Raw genomic sequence first — 20,844 nt, forward strand, 5'->3', positions numbered from 1 at the left:
AAAAAGAATATCATCTTTAAAAACACTTACGTTGTGTAAGTTAGAAAATAAAAAATATAACAATGGAAGAGAATTTTTTAGAGATTCTCTATATTAGGAGGTACCTAATGGTTACAACAGATACAATTCATATGTTAGAAGATAAAATTCAATTTATACATCAAGATGAAAAGGATATTTATTTAGTAGGTCCTATCAAATTGCCAATTAATTTATATGGGGAGACTAAAGTTTTCCAATGGTATTCTTGGTTACAATGTAATGAGGTTACAAATAGTGTAGAAGGAATTATCGAAAAACTCTCATCTATTAATTTAGCTGATATGCAGCAATCTAGTGTGCTTGTATATGGTGATTTTGAGAATTCTGAAGATGCCCTAATTCGTATGCATAGTATTTGTCACACCGGTGATATCTTTGGTAGTAAACGTTGTGACTGTGGATTCCAATTAAAGCAGTCTTTACAAATGATTACAGAACATGGTTCAGGTGCTTTATTTTACTTAGCGAATCATGAAGGAAGAGGAATTGGTTTGTTTAGTAAAGCAATGACGTACCTCTTGCAAGAAAATGGGTTAGATACAGTAGAAGCTAATCTGAACCTAGGTTTTGAAGATGATGTTCGAAACTATGATGATACAATTGAAGTATTAAAAGCGTTACGCTCAAAACCTGTAAAACTTATTACAAATAATCCGAAAAAATTAGAAGCTTTACAAAAAGCTGGATTAAATGTTACGAGTCGTGAACCGTTATGGGGTGATGTCTCAGAGTTTAATGAGAAATATTTGCAAACGAAGATTCAGCGTTCTGGACATTTTGAAGGGGGACACTTACATGCTTGAGCATGAATTGTATATGAAGCTAGCACTAGAAAATGCCAAGGCTATGAAGGGACAAACGACTCCAAATCCATTGGTTGGATCTGTAATTGTAAATGATAATCGAATTGTAGGGGTCGGAGCACATATGAAGGCCGGAGAACCACATGCCGAAATACATGCGATACGTATGGCTGGAGAACAGGCACGTGGTGGTACAATCTATGTAACTCTTGAACCTTGTTCTCATCATGGTAGAACAGGGCCATGTGCTGAAGCAATTGTACAAGCAGGAATTAAGAAGGTAGTAGTTGCTACCCTTGATCCAAACCCGCTTGTTTCTGGACGTGGAATTAAAATTCTACAAGATGCAGGTATTGAAGTACTTGTAGGAGTGTGTGAAGAAGAATCTAAAAAAATGAATGAAGTCTTTAATAAATATATTTTGACAAAGCGCCCATTTGTAACGATTAAATCAGGAATTACATTAGATGGGAAAATCGCTACGTCTTCATCGGATAGTAAGTGGATTACATCTACAGAAGCAAGACAAGAAGTACACCAAATACGAAACGAAAATGCGGCTATTTTAGTAGGAGCGAATACTGTTCAAAAGGATAATCCATCATTGACAACGCGTATTCCAAATGGACGAAATTCAATTCGAATAATATTGGACTCGACATTACGCATACCGATGGAAGCTAACGTTGTTACAGATGGAGAAGCTCCTACCTGGATATTTACAACAAGTAATCATGCAGCGAAAAAAAAGAAAGCATTAGAAAATGCAGGAGTTAAAGTATTTGTTACTAGCGGAGAAAAGCATATAAACTTACATGAAATGCTTGATGTTTTAGGACAAAAAGGAGTTTCCTCTCTGCTTATTGAAGGTGGTGGAGAAGTAAATGCTTCGTTTATTGAAAATAAACTAATGGATAAAATTATTTTATATTTCGCACCTAAAATTATTGGAGGCAGATTGGCGCCTAGTTTTGTAGAGGGGACTGGTATTACTAAAATGAAAGATGCAATTGAATTTAATGATATATTATTTACCCAGGTTGGAAAAGATTATAGATTTATTGGTTATCCAGCATATCGGAAAAATGAGAAATAAGGAGAATAAAAACTACTTATATGTTCCGATAAATGAATTGCAGAAAGGAGCGATGAAGAGTGAAGTTTGGATTTGATATCGATGATACATTAATTGATTTAAGGCAGCATGCTTTTCATTTATATAATAAAAAATTAAACAAAAAAGTAGGATTGGATGTATTTCATTCTTTAAAAACAATTGAAATTCATGAAGCATTTGGCATGACTTCGGAGGAAGGCAGTCATATGTGGAATAGTTTGCTGGATGAGATTTATTATACTTCTTGTTCACCGTTTCCATATGCAGTAGAGACATTACAAGAATTAGAAAGACAGGGGCATGAAATATACTATATAACAGCTCGGCCTAAAGAGCATGGAGAGCGAACAAAAAAATGGTTAATAGAAAAAGGTTTTCCGGTACATGAAGATCGCTTTTTCTATGGAATGAAGGATGAAGAAAAAATACACTTCATACAAGAAATAAAATTAAACTATTTCTTTGATGATAAGCCGGCAGTCTTAGAAACGTTAATAGAAAAACCGATAAATGTGTATGCAAAAACTACTTCTTACAATCAACATCTCAATATCCCGCGTATTACAAGTTGGACGGAGTTAGGAAATATTATAAAGAAAGAAATGTGAGGATTTAACTGGCAAATCAAATAGAGCCAAGAGCATATTGAGTGTTACAATTTTAGAGGAAAGACATAGGTGTTATGTCTTTCCTTATTTTTTTAATACTATCGTTTTTATTATTGTGATGTACTAGGAGTACTTCTAATAGAGAGAAAATAGAAAAATGAGCAATAAGAAAAATATTTTTAAGCTAGTCTTGTATGGAAGTATAATTTATATATCAATGATGGGTTCCCCTGGTGCCACAATATTTGTGGATATTTTGGATGAGAAGTTCAAGATTTAATGGGGTGTGTTCATAATCATGAATTTTTGGAAAACTAAAATTACAATGTTAGATTATTTTGATTTAGTAGTTGATGATATGCAAAATTGCATATCGCAAAATAAACATCGTAATTTTTGGATTCTTATTATAAAATACATTACTTAAACTATATATTAGAATGGAGAATATGGAATTGGAATTATTAAGAAACAGTAAGGTTGGTACAAAACTAAACATATTAATAACTATATCAAGTATTGCATGTATAGTATTATCCCTAATAGGGTTTTGGGGATTAGAAAGAGGGAAAAATACTTCCTCTAATATGTATGAGGATAATTTACTACCAATTGAGTGGATTGGGATTGTAGAATCTAATTTTTATCACGTTAATATGAACTTTATGGAAATAATGTTATCAAAAGATGAAAAAAGAATGAACGAATTAATAAGAGAAATGGATGGAATTCGTAAGGAAAATAATCATCTTTTAAAGCAGTTTGAGGCTAAAGTTATTTTTACTAAAGAAAAAGAATTATATAACACGTTTCATGAAACATTTAATGAATTAAGGACTCAAATGAAGAAAGCACAAGAATTAGGGAAATCTAATAATGAGGAAGCATATGCATATTACCTAAAAGAGATTGAACCTAATATGCAAAAATCAATAAAATCAATTCGTGAATTGATTTTATATAATAGTAATAATGCAGAGCTTTTACAGAAGGAAAATAATAATAGTGCTCAAAATACAATGATAATGTTTGTTAGTATTTCGATTTTAGCAATTTTAATAATTATATTAATTGGATATATTATTAAGTTAACTATCCGAAAACCACTTGCGTTACTACAAAATGATATGGAAAAAGTAGCAGCTGGAGATTTAACAACACGTACTCCTTATAAAGCAAATAATGAATTAGGGCATATTGTTCAGTCTTTTAATAGTATGTTAGATAACCTTCAACAATTAATTGCGAATGTTAAGATGACAACACAAGAGGTTATTTCTACTACGGAGGGCGTATTACAAGATACAAATCGAGCGTCTAGTATTTCAAATGAGGTTGTACAGACTGTTTTAGAAGTAAAAACAAAAATAGAAGGACAGGTAACTAGTATTCAGGAGAGCTCATCCTCAATGGAAGAAATTACAACCGGGGTGCAAACTGTAGCTGAATCTTCAGCAGTAGTCGCTGAGGTAGCAGTAACGACTACAGAACGAATAAATATCGGTAGTGAAGTGATAAATCACTCTATTCTTCAAATGAATAGTGTGCATGATGTTGTCGAGGAAACATCAAAAGTAATAAATAAACTTGTTACACGTACACAACAAATTGATACAGCTCTCGCTGCAATTACTAATATTGCCGAACAAACGAATCTTCTTGCCTTAAATGCCGCTATTGAAGCGGCACGTGCTGGAGAGAATGGGAAAGGATTTGCAGTGGTTGCCGCAGAAGTTCGAGACTTGGCTGAGCAATCTAAAGAATCTGCAAAAGAAGTTAATCATTTAATAAAATCCATTCAAAAAGATACCCAAGATACAGTTAATGTCATGCAAAAAGGACAACAAAAGGCAGTAGAAGGAAAAGAAGCTGCTTACAAAGCGAATCAAACCTTCTTGTCTATTATGAGAGATATTGATAAGATTACAGGTCAAATTCAAGAAGTATCCGCAGCGACAGAAGAGATGTCTGCTGGTACAGAAGAAGTAAATGCTTCTCTTTCGCTAGTTTCTGAAACTGCAACGGATGTGAAAAAGGAGACTCTTCAAACAGTAAATTCAATTCAATCACAGGCCGTATCAATTGAACAAATATCAATCCAATCCAACAAAATGAAAGAAAAGGTGGAAGAATTAACGGAATTGGTTTCAAAATTTAATATTACAGAACAAAAAGGATGAGTAAATCATAAAAGTTTACGTATGGCTATCAGCCTAAAAATAATTGATTTTTCGCGATTAAAAAGATTTTAGTAATTAATTCAATCACAAGTTTAATAACATGTATAAAAAAACATGGAGACTTAAGGGTCTTCGTGTTTTTTTTTGAATAATGTCTGAAAAAATATTGAAAATTATACGATAATTCGGGAATTGTCATTAAGTATTCGTATATGCAAAATTACATACGTTTAATGATTGATAATCACGAGTTAATGTAACTATAATAATTACACTGATAAGTAACTTACTGACGACAGTTATAAGTGAAGAAGGAGGGTTTTATTGTATTTTGTATATAAAAAATAGAAAAGGAGATATGCAAATGAAAAGGTTACTTGTTATAGGCATAATGTATACAATGTTTTTCCTTACAGGAAATATACACTTACATGCTGATGAACGAACAAATGTAAAAGAAATTACTAGTTTAGAAGAGCCTACTTGGATATTTCAGGCGGGCATAAGTAAGGGTAAATATCACGATCGACAAGATTTAGGATTTATTTTGCAGAGAAATACACCATTAAAGATAAGACAAACGAATCCTAATTTTAAAGACAAATTAACATTACGTTTATTGTCTAATGACTCAAAAAATGAAAAATCCATACAAGTAGGAAATGAATGGGTTACCATTCAAGGTGATACGCCTTTAGTTCCTTTCATAGATACTCCGTATGGTGAAGAGCACGCTGTACTTGAGTACCAAGTAGGGAATGAAAGTGCTACTAAACCTCTTCCCATTTATAAACAACAAGGAAGTGTATCTCAATTTTTTAGTACATGGGATCAATTTGATGGAGAGTATGCATTACTTCAAGGGGAGAGTTTTCAATTATTTGTACCTAAAAAAGATAAAGAAATAGTAAGATCTTTAAAAGATTTTCAATCTTTGGGTGAGTTAATTGCGTATTATGAAGATATTTTTGCGATGTATGATTCAATTATTGGTTTAGATGGTTCAGCGGTTGAAAATAAAAAAAGTCAAAATCGTTATTTTTTAAAAGCAGATATATCTGGTGCTGGCGGTGCCTATTATGGCACAAATTGGACAGCGAATAGTTCAGATAGTACAAAAATGTGGTTAGATAAACTGAGTTGGGGAACTTTACATGAAATCGCTCACGGATACCAAGCTGGTTTTGATAATCAAGGAATATTTACAGGAGAAGTTTCTAATAATCTATTCGGTGTTCAATATCAATATAGTAAATATGGAAAAAAAGCAGATCAAGTTGGTTGGTTGTTTAATTTCGGGAAAAAGGAACAGGTAGAACGGAATTTATATAATGCTTTAATGAAAGAAAATAAAAATTATGATGATTTAGATTTACGACAAAAACTTATTCTTTTAACGATGGCGAAACAAAAAGCTGGCGATGAAGCTTTTGCAAAAATGTATCAAGGTTATCGAAAACTAGCTAGCAATGCTGCTTTCAAAAAGGGTGACCATTCTTTACCGGATTTAATGAATCAGTATTATAGTGAGAATGGACAAGTTGATTTTACACCCGTTTTTGAAAGATGGGGCTTTAAGCTTAATAATAAACAAGTAGAGATAAATGGGGCGAAAGGTTATCCGGCTGTTATGTCTTTAGCCTATATAGTGCCTGAATCACAATTAGCTAAAGCGAGAGCTCTAGTGGATTCTGATATTACGATAAACTCCAACTTTGAAATAGTTACAAATCAGCAAATTGCTTTACTTGGGCTAAAAGGGAATTTGCATATCCATTTAAATACAAATGAAATAGATACATTGAAAGGAGGAAAAATTAAATTAAAAGAAGGGAATACAGTTGTTCAAGAGAAAACAATTGAAACAACAGATATCAATTTACAAGACGTACCAAATGGAGTTTATACAGTTGAGATTTCAGGTGGGAAAACGGATAGTATGTACCATTTTAGTTCGTATTATGCCTATGTAAAAGAAAAAGATAATAGTCTAACGATTGATGTTAACGAGATGAAAGTGAGTAAGTTGGTAAATCAAACGATTCAATTCCTAGGATTAGGAGATGACCAGTTTGCCGAATTAAATACAGACTTAGAGCAAAAGCAAGCTGTTTTTACGGTTACTACTAAAACTCCTCATAGCTATTATACAGATGAAAAATACGCATCAATAGAGGTGGTTAATGATAAGGGAGAAAAAATTTATACGAAGGAAATGGAAGGAACAAATGTAACGATAGTAAACGATAGCATTTCACTAAAAGAAGGATATAGAATTAAAATCTATCATGATGAAATAAAAAAACGATTAACTAGTACAGCTACTATTATTAATCCTATGAATAAAACGAATGAATTTATAATGACAAAATGGGGATTGAAAAATACTTATTTGAAAAATAATCCAGAAGAAAATCTTATGCAAAGAATTGATGAAGAAATGGAAGAAATTATAAGTAATCCGGTTTTAAAAGAGATACCAATGCAAAAATTAGAAATGAAAAAGAATGTGTGGATGGCGATAAATATGTTATCAGAACCACGAAAAATAACGTATATAAATAAATATAAAGATAGCTTATATAATGAGTAATTTTTGAGAAATGAAATGAATCTAAAAGTAACGACACAATCTATCTATATTATGAGGAATCACAATTCACAAACAGTAGATAAACATAGATAGTTTGAAATATCTATGTTTTCAATTCCAAAGAACATTTATTTAACTTAATAATAAGATTATAAAGGAGTAAGAATATGAATAATTTCGTAAAGATAGGTTTAACTACAGGTGTGGTGTTATCGGCGATTATGCCCTCTGGAGGAGTACATGCGGAAACAGAAGATTTAAAAGTGGAAACAAAGGAAGATACGTTCCGAACAGGTAATTTAACAGCACCTTCTCAAAATTCGGCAGAAAATGTAGCAAAGGATGCACTAAAAGGAAAAACAGAACAAGCATTATCATCAAAGCAAGTTAATACGGAATCCAAAGTTAATTATAATGTTACGCAAAGTCGTAAATCTTATGATGGTACTACATTGGTACGTCTTCAACAAACGTATGAAGGACGTGATGTATACGGATATCAACTAACAGCACATATTAATGATGATGGTGTACTTACGAGCGTTTCGGGGGATAGTGCCCAAGATCTACAACAACAGGAAGATTTGAAACAACCTATTACTTTATCAGAAGAGGATGCAAAGAAACAGCTTTTCAACATCTATGGAAATGATCTCACATTTATTGAAGAACCAGAAATTAAACAAGTGGTATATGTAGATGAAAATACAAATAAAGCTACAAACGCATATCAAATTACTTTTAGTGCATCTACACCTGAATATGTATCTGGTACAGTATTAATTGATGCTTTTGGTGGAAATCTATTAAAAGAACTCGTTCAAAAATTGGGTATACAAGTAGATAGTAGTATTGTCCAATCTGCGACAGCAAATAAATCACAAGATCCTTCAAAATTAACAGGTACAGGAAAAGATGACTTAGGTATTAATCGTACGTTTGGAATTACGCAGCGAAGTGATGGAACGTACATGCTGGCAGATTATTCTCGTGGTAAGGGAATTGAAACATATACTGCTAATTATAAAGATTATAATAATTATAGAAGAAATGTATGGGGTTATCTCGATGATTTAGTAACAAGTAATTCTACAAATTTTACAGATCCTAAAGCAGTTAGTGCCCATTATTTAGCAACGAAAGTATATGATTTTTATCAAGAAAAATATGGCCGTAACAGCTTTGATAATAATGGGCAAAAAGTAATTTCTGTCGTTCATGGTTGGAACACAAATGGTACGAATAAAGGAAATCCTAAGCAGTGGTTTAATGCATTTAGTAATGGAGCTATGCTAGTATACGGAGATCCAATTGTTAGAGCATTTGATGTGGCAGGACATGAATTTACACACGCGGTTACAAGAAATGAGTCTGGACTTGAGTACGCAGGAGAAGCTGGTGCCATTAATGAGGCTCTATCTGATATTTTAGGAGTAGCAGTTGAAAAGTATGCCAATAACGGAAAGTTCAATTGGACAATGGGAGAACAATCAGGTCGTATTTTTAGAGATATGAAAAACCCATCATCTATCTCTTCTAGATATCCGGAGGACTATAGACATTATAATAACTTACCTATCGATGCTGACCACGATCATGGTGGTGTACACACGAACTCTAGCATTATTAATAAAGTAGCTTACTTGATTGCTAGTGGTGGAAACCATAATGGAGTAAACGTACATGGCATTGGAGAAGATAAAATGTTTGATATTTTCTATTATGCAAATACGGATGAATTAAATATGACTTCTAACTTTAAAGAATTAAAAGAAGCTTGTATTCGTGTAGCAACGAACTTATATGGTAAAGACTCATTAGAAGTACAAGCTGTCCAACAAGCCTTTAAAGCAGCTTATATTTAATATTATTGTGATGAATTACAAACTCTTTTATTTTAATATATTGATTAATTTGTATGTATAGACAAAAACCTTGTAGAATTTTTCTGCAAGGTTTTTTTAGAATTTTATTTTACAAATGTGTTATATGGTTTTTAGTTAATTAGAATAAAAATAATCTTATAACTGTATGTAAGAATGTGTAATTTTACACTCTTTTCTATGATGGAAAAGGATACTACGTTAGTAAATATAAAAAGTTAGAAATTATAGTAAATAGGGCACTTTTTTGTTCCTATGGAACTTTAAAGTGCGTAATTTTCTTTCTAGTTAATATATATCATAATGGTATTTACTAGTTGGTTTTAGCTTTACTCTGTTGTTGATGTGATTTTTTAACATTACAATGATTAGAATCAGAATTATCGAGTAGATCTAAATGATGATAATTTCGATTTTTAATTCAGTACAGAGTCCAATAGCTACATAATTTTCGTTTATCCCGCTATTTGCCGGGCAGTAAGACCCCTACCTCAAAATTCAGCGGAAGCAAAGAAGTTAGGTGGGGGTCGGGCTGCCCGTAAAAGCCCGATTGGTGAAGGCTAATAATCAGTGAGGGATGAAAAACCCCCCACTGATTAAAGTTTCACTTTATACTCTTTCGAAAAAAGGGTGGATCTGCTTATTTTCTGTTAAAGATAAGAAAAGTGAACCACAATATAAACGAAATTATTTGTCAATCATTTAGCACATGAATTTGGAGGGATCTATATGCATATGCAATTAAAAGGAAAAACAGCACTGGTTACTGGATCTACGGCAGGGATTGGAAAAGCAATTGCCACTTCATTAGTAGCGGAAGGAGCTACTGTACTTATTAATGGACGCCGTGAAGAAAATGTTAATCAAACGATAAACGAAATTCGAGCGCAGTATCCGGATGCTATCCTTCACCCCGTAGTGGCTGATTTAGGAACAGAAAAAGGGTGCCAAAATGTGATTGAAAAGTACCCTGAAGTAGACATTCTTATTAATAACTTAGGAATTTTTGAACCTGTAGAATATTTTGATATTCCTGATGAAGATTGGTTTAAATTGTTTGAAGTCAATATTATGAGTGGTGTTCGACTTACTCGCTCATATTTAAAACAAATGATTGAAAGAAAAGAAGGAAGAGTCATCTTTATTGCTAGCGAAGCAGCTATTATGCCGTCTCAAGAAATGGCTCATTATAGTGCGACTAAAACGATGCAACTCTCACTTTCTCGCAGTTTAGCTGAGCTGACGACAGGAACGAATGTGACTGTTAATACTATAATGCCTGGTTCGACTTTAACGGAAGGAGTGGAGACTATGTTAAATAGTCTTTATCCTAATGAGCAATTGACAATAGAAGAAGCTGAGAAGCGATTTATGAAAGAGAATCGACCAACCTCTATTATTCAAAGACTTATCCGACCAGAAGAAATTGCCAATCTTGTCACTTTCTTAAGCAGCCCACTTTCTTCAGCAATTAATGGTTCCGCGTTGCGAATAGACGGGGGATTAGTACGTAGTATATTTTAATAAAAAAAGCAAATTGCGACATGCAAACAGCCGAATTTTCTACTATAAGAAAAATTCGGCTGTTATTTTTTACTTGTTGTAAAGGGTGGAGAGATTTTAGCGCTGTGGCATCTCTCATGTTAAATCGGTAATCAAGAAAAAGGTATGCTCCATTTGAAGCATACCTTTTTAGTTTACAATTTTAATTATTTGAATCTAGATCGTCTGGATTATCAAATTTCTCTAAAATCTTTAATAAAATAGTTAAGATAATTGTGGATACTATCGCTACAATTAAAATGCCATGAGGTGAAAGTTGAACCGAAGTTAATCCAACTTTAGCTATTCCAAAATATCCTACATAAGTAGCTAAAAATGATGTAACCACTGAAATCGTAAATCCTAAAAATCCTAATTCATCTAGTTTCTTTTCAGGTAATCCACATACACTTAAAATATTAGTAAAAATAGCAGCTACTATGAATAACTCAATGGATAGAATAAATAATGACATGAATCCAGGATATGCAATTTCATCTGGCATCCATTTTCCTAATGCTAACATTAAAAGAGCAGGAAGGAAGAGTGGTAAAAATAGTCCTAAAATCATGACTATGATTTCCATTTTATTTGGTGCTTCATTATTATTTTGATTGCTCATAAATCCTCCTAAATAGTAATATGAATGATAGTTTCATGAAGAGTTCAATACATAATACCATATTAAATTTATGAGTTTAATTTTATTTTTTATTCAGATAATGGAGTGCGATTGAGGTCCTCAAAATATGAGTTGTTTCCGTATGTTAAATGTAAAAAATACAGTTGATAGACTATTGTTTCTGTAAGGGGTTAACTTTGGTTTTGTGGGGGAGAGAGTTCAACAGCCAACTTTAAATATGCAGGTTCTTATAGAAGAGGAACACCTGTGAAAAGTTTTATTGATATAAATATAGTAATGATTTTACCATTTAATATGTACACAAAATACATATAGAGGGTATTACAAAACTAAAATAAATAAATTTGCATAAATTGATCTTTATGCAAATTTATTGTTCTTTCTACAATCACTAGCATCATGAAATTTGATAAATGATGCTAGCAATAAAGAAGATTTATTTACTCTGTACTTTCCAGCAGTGAGTAATCGTTCTTTTTATCGGATTATAGTTACCAAACATTTTTCAACACTATTTTCCCAATTGCTTTATTTGACTCCAAATATTCATGTGCTTGTGCAACTTCATCAAACGTAAAAGGTTTAGAATCTAGCAATGGTCGAAGGTGTCCTTCTTCTACTATTTGCGTTAGTTTAGTTAAAATTTCCCCGCAAGCGTCACGTTTATCTGTATGTAATATTTTTAACGCCATAAAAGTAACGTGCAGAGAGAGTCCTTTTGCGTGTAAAGGAGAGAGGTCATGGATTGAACGAGCAGCGATTGTTACGACGGTTCCATTGACCGCAGCAGCTTCAAAAGAATGATCAAGATTCTTGCCGCCTACTGTATCAAATATAACTTCAAATCCGTTTCCGTTCGTATGTTTTTGTACATATTCTTGAACAGATTCTTCTTTATAATTAATAGCTATGTCGGCTCCTAGACGATGGGCTATGTCTATTTTGCTTTGCTGAGAAGCGGTTGTAAAAACTTTAGCGCCTGCCCATTTAGCTAGTTGAATGGCTACGTGTCCTACGCCACCAGTAGCTCCATGAATGAGGACATTTTGACCAGGTTTAATATTTGCACGATCAAATAAAGATTCCCAAGCTGTAATTGCAACTAATGGTAGAGCAGCTGCTTCTTCCATTGTTAAATTTTTAGGTTTGTGAGCAATTAATCGTGCATCAGCAAGCATAAATTCTGCAAGTGCACCTCCAGTTTCTTTAAAACCTCCGGCACATCCGTATACTTCATCCCCTGATTTGAATTTCGAAACACCTTCTCCTACTTCAATAACAATACCAGCTACATCGCCGTGTAATATAGCTGGAAACTCAGGAGCGACTGCTGAAACGGCACCACTACGCATTTTTGTATCGATTGGATTTACACTTGTTGCTTTTACATCGATTAGAACATGACCTGGTAAAAGTTTTGGTTTTGAAACTTCCTCTAATTGAAATACAGATGAATCCCCAAAAGAATGGATAATTTGTGCTTTCATAGTTTATACCTCCTGTTTGTGGTTATAGCATAGCAAAGTACGGAAAATAAGTATAATATTTTGAATTTGGTTAGTGAGAATTTTATATAAAGAAGAGGAAAGTGCGTGAAATGAAATAATGTAACGTACTTCCAAAAACTACTGTAAAGCTTTTTGAAGAAAGGGTAGATGTTATTTTTGCAGCATGATTTATTATTACTCACTTACTATAGGTACTTTAAAGTGCCTACATCACTTTAAAGTACGTACTGTTATTCATGTTATGGCCGATTTATAATAACACTCGTAGCACAAAGAAAGTTATAACGATTTCAATCGGCAACAATGTGATGTTACAGAATTGCCTATGAAATTTGAAAAGAAATATCAAGAGTAAAGAAAAGTATAGATTTATATGGATGAAGGAAAGTGAGTGAAACACATGGAAAAGTTTGTGAATCATTTTGGATATAATCGTATGTTTGCGAAAGATCAACTTACATTAGGAGTTCACATTCCGATTGAAAATTATCAGTTTCATGCTCCAACGATGGAAAAACAAGTAGAGTTAGTGCAAAAAGCAGAACAATACGGTTTTACAGGTGTATGGCTTCGCGATGTATTGCTGCAAGACCCTGACTTTGGTGATCCTGCAACAGGTCAAATTTACGATATGATGATTTATTTGACGTATTTAGCAAGCAAAACAGAGAAAATCGCATTTGGAACGTCGGCAACTGTATTGTCACTTCGTCATCCATTGCGTGTGGCGAAAGAAATTGCTACATTGGATCAACTATTTCCAGAAAGAATTATGCTTGGTGTTTCATCCGGTGACAGACGTGCTGATTTTAAAGCGTTAGGTGTTAGTCATGAAACACGAGGTGAAAAGTTTAGAGAAGCGTTTGCTTACTTGGAAGAAATTTTGTATAAAAACTTCCCGTCTATCCAGTCGACACTAGGAGAAGTTCATGGTGCGAATTTAGTTCCAAAACCGTCTAAGCATATTCCAACCTTTATTACAGGTTTTAGTCAGCAAAATATGGACTGGTTCGCTGAACATGGAGATGGATGGATGTATTATCCACGTAGTCCAGTACATCAGGCGGAAGCAATTGGACAATGGAGAGAACTAGTAGAGGATTATCATCCAGATGTATTCAAACCATTTATACAACCGATGCATTTAGATTTATCTGAAGATCCAAATGAACGTCCTACACCGATCCGTTTAGGTTACCGTACAGGGCGTAAGGCACTAATTGAATTACTTGATATATATAAAAGTATTGGTGTGAATCATTTATTCCTTGCTCTATTTGATGGTCAACGTCCAGCTGACGAAGTATTGGATGAGCTAGGAGAAGAAGTACTACCTCATTTCCCAGCATTGTAAAGGAGTGAAAAGAATGAAAGCGATAGGACTTATGCAATATGGAGATAAAAGCGTACTACGAGAGATTGAAATGCAGACACCGCTATTGGGAGACAACGATATACTGATTGAAGTATATGCAGCTGGTGTAAATCCTGTGGATTGGAAAATACGTGAAGGTTTACTTCAAGACGTAATTTCTTATGACTTCCCGCTCGTTTTAGGATGGGATGTTGCAGGTGTAGTTGCTGCTATAGGGCCAAACGTTACAGCATTTAAAGTAGGGGATGAAGTATATAGTCGTCCAGATATTGAACGAAATGGTACTTATGCAGAGTACGTGGCAGTAGATGAGAAGTATGTAGCGAAAAAACCGAGAAATCTATCTTTTGAGGAAGCAGCATCAATCCCTCTAGTAGGTTTGACAAGTTGGCAAAGTTTAGTGAAATTCGCTAATGTTCAAAAGGGTAATAAGGTTTTAATTCATGCTGGATCTGGCGGGATTGGTACGTTTGCTATTCAGCTAGCAAAAAGCTTCGGTGCACATGTTGCAACTACGACTAGTACGAAAAACATACAGTTTGTAAAGGATTTAGGCGCTGATACTGTCATTGATTACAAAACAGAAGATTTTTCTTTGCTTTTGCATAATTACAATATTGTATTTGATGTGTTAGGCGAGGATGTACTAAAGGATAGTTATAAAGTACTTGCACCAAATGGAAAGTTAGCGTCTATTTATGGTCCGAAAGGTATGGGAATTCCGCAAACTGAAATAGCAAGAGAGAAAAATATTCAGAGTGATCATATATTTACTGAACCTAACGGATATGAACTTTCTCTTATTACAGAATTAATTGAGGGTGGGAAGATTAAACCTGTCGTAACGCATGTGTTGCCTTTACATGTAGAAGGTGTAAAAAAAGCACACCACATAAGTGAGTCAGAACGTGCTCTTGGCAAAATTGTATTGAAGAAACATTGGTAAAGTATGAGGTTATAGAGATAGTATTGTACTAAGTAGCGAATGAGCTTATATATTCTATTCTAGCAATTGTTTTAAAAGGGAGAGAACAAATGGATTCAATGACATTTCTTTTATTTGGAGCGACAGGGGATTTGGCGAAACGCAAAATTTACCCTGCTTTATACAAACTATTTAGTAATCAAAATATACCGCAATCTATTTCAATTATCGGTATTGGCAGAAGGGCAATGTCAGATGTGGAATTTCAAACAAAGGTAGAACAATCCCTTGCTACATTTGCTAGAAGATCTTCTGATGACGAATCAGGAGTAGAAGAATTTATTAGCACATTTCGTTATTGTCAATTAGATACAGCGAATATAGTGGGCTATCAAGATTTACTGAGCCTTGTAAAAAAGCGTGAAACAGAATTAAATATTTCTGAAAACCGTATGTTTTATCTATCTGTTGTACCAGAAGTATTTGATGTGATTGCTTTAAATATTAAAGAGAGTGGATTGTGGACTACAAAAGGATTAAACCGTCTTATTATAGAGAAGCCTTTTGATTATAATGTAACGTCTGCTCGCGAGTTTAACCGAAAATTAATTGAAGATTTTGATGAAACTGATATTTATTATATCAATCATTATCTTTGAAAATGAATGGTAACTAGGAATACACTTAGAAAAGTATTACAAAATAAATAGTATTTAATTCAAGACATTTTTATTGACGATAATAATTTATGTGATTAATATACTAGACATAGGATTATCTAATTACTAAAAGTAATTAGATATAAAATATTTCGTTAAGTTCTATAAATAAGTAAGTTGCAGTAGAAATGCTTTGAATTGCCACTATTAATATTGGGGACAATGAGAGAGCGAAAGGTATAAAAAGAATTGGAATTAGATAACTCTTTGTTTTTTTATAAAAACAGGAAGTATAAGAGTATGAGCTTCTGTACAATTCATTTTTAGTATATTGAAGAGGATTATACAACAAGAGGGGGACTGAACTTGGAATCAATGACCTTTGTTTTATTTGGAGCGACAGGGGACTTAGCGAAACGGAAAATTTACCCCGCGCTATATAACTTATATAGAGATCAAAAGCTTCCAAAGCAAATATCTGTTATCGGGCTTGGAAGACGTCAAGTATCTCATGAAGATTTTCAAGAAAGAATAAAAGAATCAATAGAGACGTTTTCTCGTCAGAGGGAAGAAGGTACTCCGGAACTGGAAGGTTTTTTAGATAATTTTCGCTATTGTCCATTAGATGTGAGTAAGCCGGAAGACTATGAGAGATTATTACAAGTCGTTCGTGAAAGGGAAGAAGAACTACATATAAAAGGTAATAGAATGTTCTATCTTTCAGTTGCTCCTGAATTTTTCGAGACGATTGCTTTAAATATTAAGGAAAGCGGACTTGATAAAACGGATGGATGGAAACGCCTGATGATTGAGAAACCGTTTGGGCACGACCTTACATCTGCTCGTGAGCTGAATGATAAGCTTAGTCGCACGTTTGAAGAAGACGAGATATACCGTATCGATCATTATTTAGGTAAACCGATGATTCAAAACCTTGAAGCGCTAGAATTTGCAAATCCTGTTCTCCAGTCGATTTGGAATAAAGAACATATAGCGAATGTACAAATTACAGCTAGTGAAACGGTTGGGGTTGAAGAAAGAGCTGGATATTATGATCACGCAGGAGCCATTCGAGATATGGTTCAAAATCATATGTTACAAATATTAATGATGACTGCTATGAATCTGCCGGAAAAAATTAACGCATGTGAAATTCGAGAGGAAAAACGAAAGGTAATGGAGACGCTTCGCAAAGTAAAAAAAGAAGACGTTCAAAGCCATATCATTCGCGGTCAATATTCTTCAGGAGAGATAAAAGGTGGGCAAGTTGTAGCGTATAAAGAGGAGCCAGGAGTAAATCCTTCTTCTAACATAGACACATTTGTTGCTGCTCGTTTGTGGATCGATAATCCATTTTGGACTGGCGTTCCCTTCTATATACGAACAGGAAAACGAATGAAAGAAAAGTCTACTCGTATTGTAATCGAATTTAAAAATACGTTAAAACAGCAATATCAAGATAATAATCCAAATGCAGAACCTAACTTATTAATAATTGAAATTAGCCCAGGTGAGAATGTTTCATTACAGTTAAATAGTAAAAATCCATTGAAAAATGGAGAAATTGAACCGATGCGTATTAACTTTACTTGTGAGCAAGCGGATGTGGGAGTACCTGAAGCGTATGAAAGACTCATTCATGATGCTGTGAGTGGAGACGCTACATTCTTTGCACATTGGAGAGAAGTTGAATTGTCATGGGAATGGGTACAACCAATTCTTGAAGCATTCGAGGAAAACTTATTACCGCTTCATGAATATGAGTCTGGTTCATATGGTCCAGAAGCGTCTAATGAACTGTTGCAAGAAAGTGGATTTAAATGGTGGTTAGATCAAGAGACGGAAAAATAAGTACTTTCTTTCATGAAAGCATTTAGGGGGACGATTACTATGACACAAAACATAAATCAATTAGCAGTGAATACACTTCGTACGTTATCGATTGATGCTATAAATGCGGCAAATTCAGGTCATCCGGGTCTTCCGATGGGAGCAGCACCAATGGCTTATGCACTATGGGCGAATCATTTAAATCACAATCCTAATCATCCAGAATGGTTTAACCGTGATCGTTTCGTTTTATCGGCGGGACATGGATCTAGTCTATTATATAGCCTACTTCATTTAGCTGGATATGACGTTTCAATTGATGACTTGAAAAACTTCAGAAAGTTAAATAGTAAAACACCAGGACATCCTGAGTTTGGTCATACTCCTGGAGTTGAAGCGACTACAGGCCCGTTAGGACAAGGGATTGCTAATGCTGTCGGAATGGCAATGGCAGAAGCTCATTTAGCAGCGAAGTTTAATAAGGATGGTCACTCTATTATAGATCACAATACGTATGCTTTAGTTGGAGATGGTGATTTAATGGAGGGTGTCGCTTATGAAGCGATGTCAATGGCAGGACATATGAAACTTGGCAAGTTAATTGTACTGTATGATTCAAATGAAATTTCACTTGATGGTGAATTAGGCATTGCTTTTTCTGAAGATATTCAGAAAAGGGCAGAATCTGTACATTGGCAATATGTAAGAGTTGAAGATGGAAACGATGTCGATGCTATTACAAAAGCCATTACATTAGCGAAAGAAAATACGGACCAACCTACTCTTATAGAAATTAGAACAGTTATAGGTTATGGAAGTCCAAAAGTTGCTGGAACAAACAAAGCACATGGTAACCCACTTGGAGTAGAAGAGGCGACAGCTACAAAACAAGTGTATGGTTGGCATTATGAGGAAGACTTCTTTGTACCTGAAGAAGTAAAAGCTCATTTTAATGAACTAAAACAAAAAGGTATTGAAAAAGACAATGACTGGAATGAGCAGTTCAACTTATACAGAGAAGCGAACCCTACATTGGCAGATGAATTAGAAAAAGCGATTACAGGTGAGGTTTTAATCGAAGTGAAAGACATTCTATCCTTTGATACTGAAAAAACGATTTCCACTCGTGTTGCAAGTGGGGAAGCTATTAACCATTATGTGAAATCGATTCCTTCTATTTTTGGTGGAAGTGCAGATCTTTCGCATTCTACTATGACAGATATGAAAGGTGAAGCAGTGTATGCAGTAGAATCGTATGCTGGCCGAAATATATACTTCGGTGTACGTGAACATGCAATGGGCGCGGCAGCGAATGGACTGGCTCTCCATGGAGGAGTAAAACCGTTCGTAAGTACATTCTTTGTATTTAACGATTATCTTCGTCCATCAATTCGACTTGCTGCACTGCAAAAGTTACCAGTTACTTACGTATTCACACATGATTCGATTGCTGTAGGAGAAGATGGTCCAACGCATGAACCAATTGAACAATTGGCAGCTCTTCGGGCAATTCCTGGTCTAACAGTTATCCGCCCGTCAGATGCGAATGAAACAGCGAGTGCTTGGGCATATGCTTTACAGCAAACGGATGGTCCAGTCGTTTTAGTACTTAGCCGTCAAAATTTACCGGTGTTTAATGAAACGAAAGCGAACGTAGAGAATCTCTCTAAAGGAGCTTATGTATTAACGCAAACAAATGAAAATCCGGATGTAATTTTAATTGCGACAGGTTCTGAAGTATCCTTAGCTGCTAGTGCGAAAGCAAAATTAGAAGAAGATCATGTTTCTGTTCGCATCGTTGCAATGCCAAGCTGGGAGCTATTCGATCGCCAATCGAAAGAATATAAAGAATTGGTTCTTCCGTCTTCTGTAACGAAACGAGTATCTCTTGAGATGGGTGTCTCTCTCGGCTGGGAGCGTTATGTAGGACAAGAAGGCAAAGTGCTATCAATTGAAACATTTGGAGCTTCAGGAACTGGAGCTGAAGTCATGAATCTATTTGGATTTACGACAGAAAATGTTGTTCGAATTACAAAAAATGTATTGAATTCTTAAGCTATGACTATGAATACCTTTCTGGATTTATCGATACTGAAAGGTATTCAAAATCGTAGTGATATGGATTTTTAATAAAAGATAATCTGAGGAGGAATTATATTATGCAAGTAGGATTAATTGGTTTAGGTAAAATGGGATTAAATTTAGGGAAAAATTTAATGGATCATAAACATGAAGTAGCAGCATTTGATTTAAATACGAGCGCAGTAGAAGAAATGAAAGAGTATGGGGCTACAGGTACATCTAGTTTAAGTGAACTTGTTCAGTCATTACAATCACCAAGAATTCTTTGGGTAATGGTACCACACGCTGTTGTTGATTCTGTTATTGATGAGGTTACACCACTTTTATCAAAAGGAGATATTTTAATTGAAGCTGGTAATTCACATTATAAAGAGTCTATCCGCCGATATGAGCAATTAAAGAAAGATGGCATTCACTTTATGGATGCAGGAACTTCTGGCGGAATGGAAGGCGCTCGTAATGGTGCTTGTTACATGATCGGAGGAGATCAAGAAGCTTGGGACATCGTTGAACCTATCTTCCGCGATACTGCTGTAGAAAATGGATTCTTATATGCTGGAAAAGCTGGTAGTGGTCACTTCTTAAAAATGGTTCATAACGGAATTGAATACGGTATGATGGCTGCTATTGGTGAAGGATTTGAGATTCTAGAGAAAAGTGAATTTGACTACGATTATGAAAAAGTATCAAGAGTATGGAACAACGGTTCAGTAATTCGTTCTTGGTTAATGGAATTGACTGAAAATGCATTTTCTAAAGATGCAAAACTGGATGAAATTAAGGGTGTTATGCATTCTTCTGGTGAAGGAAAATGGACAGTAGAAACAGCATTAGACCTTCAAACAGCAACTCCTGTTATCGCAATGTCTCTATTAATGCGCTACCGCTCATTAGACAATGATACATTTACAGGAAAAGTTGTAGCAGCTCTGCGCAATGAATTTGGCGGACATGCAGTAGAAAAGAAATAAAGTGAAACTTTAATAAGTAGGGGCTTTATTCCATACCAATCGGGCTTTTACGGGATAAGCATATTAAACATGTAACTCATCAA

15 protein-coding genes are annotated in these 20,844 nt (G+C 34.5%); 13 read left to right on the forward strand and 2 right to left on the reverse strand.

All coding sequences use genetic code 11. The features are described 5' to 3' along the window. Positions 1-107 precede the first annotated feature (107 nt). From MR170_RS11385 to MR170_RS11415, 7 genes are all read left to right on the forward strand, one after another. Positions 108-845 carry a GTP cyclohydrolase II gene (locus tag MR170_RS11385; RefSeq protein ID WP_000258854.1) on the forward strand — a complete coding sequence of 246 codons (738 nt, stop codon included), beginning with the start codon at positions 108-110 and terminating at the stop codon, positions 843-845. Next, a complete protein-coding gene (ribD, locus tag MR170_RS11390) occupies positions 838-1,941 on the forward strand; it encodes a bifunctional diaminohydroxyphosphoribosylaminopyrimidine deaminase/5-amino-6-(5-phosphoribosylamino)uracil reductase RibD (RefSeq protein WP_242308287.1) in 1,104 nt (367 codons plus the stop codon). Before MR170_RS11385 ends, ribD begins: the two co-directional genes overlap by 8 nt. Before the next feature lie 59 nt (positions 1,942-2,000). After that, positions 2,001-2,570, forward strand: coding sequence for a 5' nucleotidase, NT5C type (locus MR170_RS11395; RefSeq protein ID WP_242308288.1), 570 nt, complete (start codon positions 2,001-2,003; stop codon positions 2,568-2,570). Between the two features lie 455 nt (positions 2,571-3,025). Then, positions 3,026-4,750, forward strand: coding sequence for a methyl-accepting chemotaxis protein (locus tag MR170_RS11400; RefSeq protein ID WP_242308289.1), 1,725 nt, complete (start codon positions 3,026-3,028; stop codon positions 4,748-4,750). Between the two features lie 364 nt (positions 4,751-5,114). Continuing rightward, a complete protein-coding gene (locus tag MR170_RS11405) occupies positions 5,115-7,343 on the forward strand; it encodes a putative mucin/carbohydrate-binding domain-containing protein (protein WP_242308290.1) in 2,229 nt (742 codons plus the stop codon). Between the two features lie 167 nt (positions 7,344-7,510). Next, positions 7,511-9,208, forward strand: coding sequence for a M4 family metallopeptidase (locus MR170_RS11410; RefSeq protein ID WP_242308291.1), 1,698 nt, complete (start codon positions 7,511-7,513; stop codon positions 9,206-9,208). A 747-nt stretch (positions 9,209-9,955) separates the two neighbouring features. Beyond that, positions 9,956-10,750, forward strand: coding sequence for an SDR family NAD(P)-dependent oxidoreductase (locus MR170_RS11415; RefSeq protein WP_242308292.1), 795 nt, complete (start codon positions 9,956-9,958; stop codon positions 10,748-10,750). Positions 10,751-10,931: 181 nt separating this feature from the next. Here the strand turns inward: MR170_RS11415 and MR170_RS11420 are convergent, their stop codons facing one another. Both MR170_RS11420 and MR170_RS11425 read right to left on the reverse strand, forming a co-directional pair. Next, on the reverse strand, positions 10,932-11,390 hold the full coding sequence (locus tag MR170_RS11420) for an epimerase (RefSeq protein WP_242308293.1): 459 nt from the start codon (positions 11,388-11,390) through the stop codon (positions 10,932-10,934). A 512-nt stretch (positions 11,391-11,902) separates the two neighbouring features. Next, positions 11,903-12,898 (reverse strand): zinc-dependent alcohol dehydrogenase family protein, encoded by a 996-nt coding sequence (locus tag MR170_RS11425; RefSeq protein ID WP_048564560.1) that lies wholly within the window; start codon positions 12,896-12,898, stop codon positions 11,903-11,905. A 421-nt stretch (positions 12,899-13,319) separates the two neighbouring features. On the opposite strand from MR170_RS11425, the gene MR170_RS11430 reads away from it, so the two are divergent. From MR170_RS11430 to gnd, 6 genes are all read left to right on the forward strand, one after another. Further along, positions 13,320-14,273 carry an LLM class oxidoreductase gene (locus tag MR170_RS11430; protein ID WP_048564561.1) on the forward strand — a complete coding sequence of 318 codons (954 nt, stop codon included), beginning with the start codon at positions 13,320-13,322 and terminating at the stop codon, positions 14,271-14,273. Positions 14,274-14,286: 13 nt separating this feature from the next. Beyond that, complete coding sequence (locus MR170_RS11435) at positions 14,287-15,240, forward strand: NADP-dependent oxidoreductase (RefSeq protein WP_242308294.1); 954 nt, start codon at positions 14,287-14,289, stop codon at positions 15,238-15,240. Between the two features lie 89 nt (positions 15,241-15,329). Further along, on the forward strand, positions 15,330-15,878 hold the full coding sequence (locus MR170_RS11440; protein ID WP_242308295.1) for a glucose-6-phosphate dehydrogenase: 549 nt from the start codon (positions 15,330-15,332) through the stop codon (positions 15,876-15,878). A 366-nt stretch (positions 15,879-16,244) separates the two neighbouring features. Continuing rightward, a complete protein-coding gene (zwf, locus tag MR170_RS11445) occupies positions 16,245-17,729 on the forward strand; it encodes a glucose-6-phosphate dehydrogenase (protein WP_050844315.1) in 1,485 nt (494 codons plus the stop codon). Between the two features lie 39 nt (positions 17,730-17,768). Continuing rightward, positions 17,769-19,763: a transketolase gene (tkt, locus tag MR170_RS11450; RefSeq protein WP_242308296.1), complete on the forward strand. Its 1,995-nt coding sequence runs from the start codon at positions 17,769-17,771 to the stop codon at positions 19,761-19,763. A gap of 104 nt (positions 19,764-19,867) precedes the next feature. Further along, positions 19,868-20,761, forward strand: a complete 894-nt coding sequence (gene gnd, locus MR170_RS11455) for a phosphogluconate dehydrogenase (NAD(+)-dependent, decarboxylating) (protein WP_053563941.1) — start codon at positions 19,868-19,870, stop codon at positions 20,759-20,761. Positions 20,762-20,844: the final 83 nt, after the last annotated feature.

This window comes from Bacillus cereus group sp. BfR-BA-01524 (assembly GCF_022662595.1).
Taxonomy (GTDB): domain Bacteria; phylum Bacillota; class Bacilli; order Bacillales; family Bacillaceae_G; genus Bacillus_A; species Bacillus_A thuringiensis_S.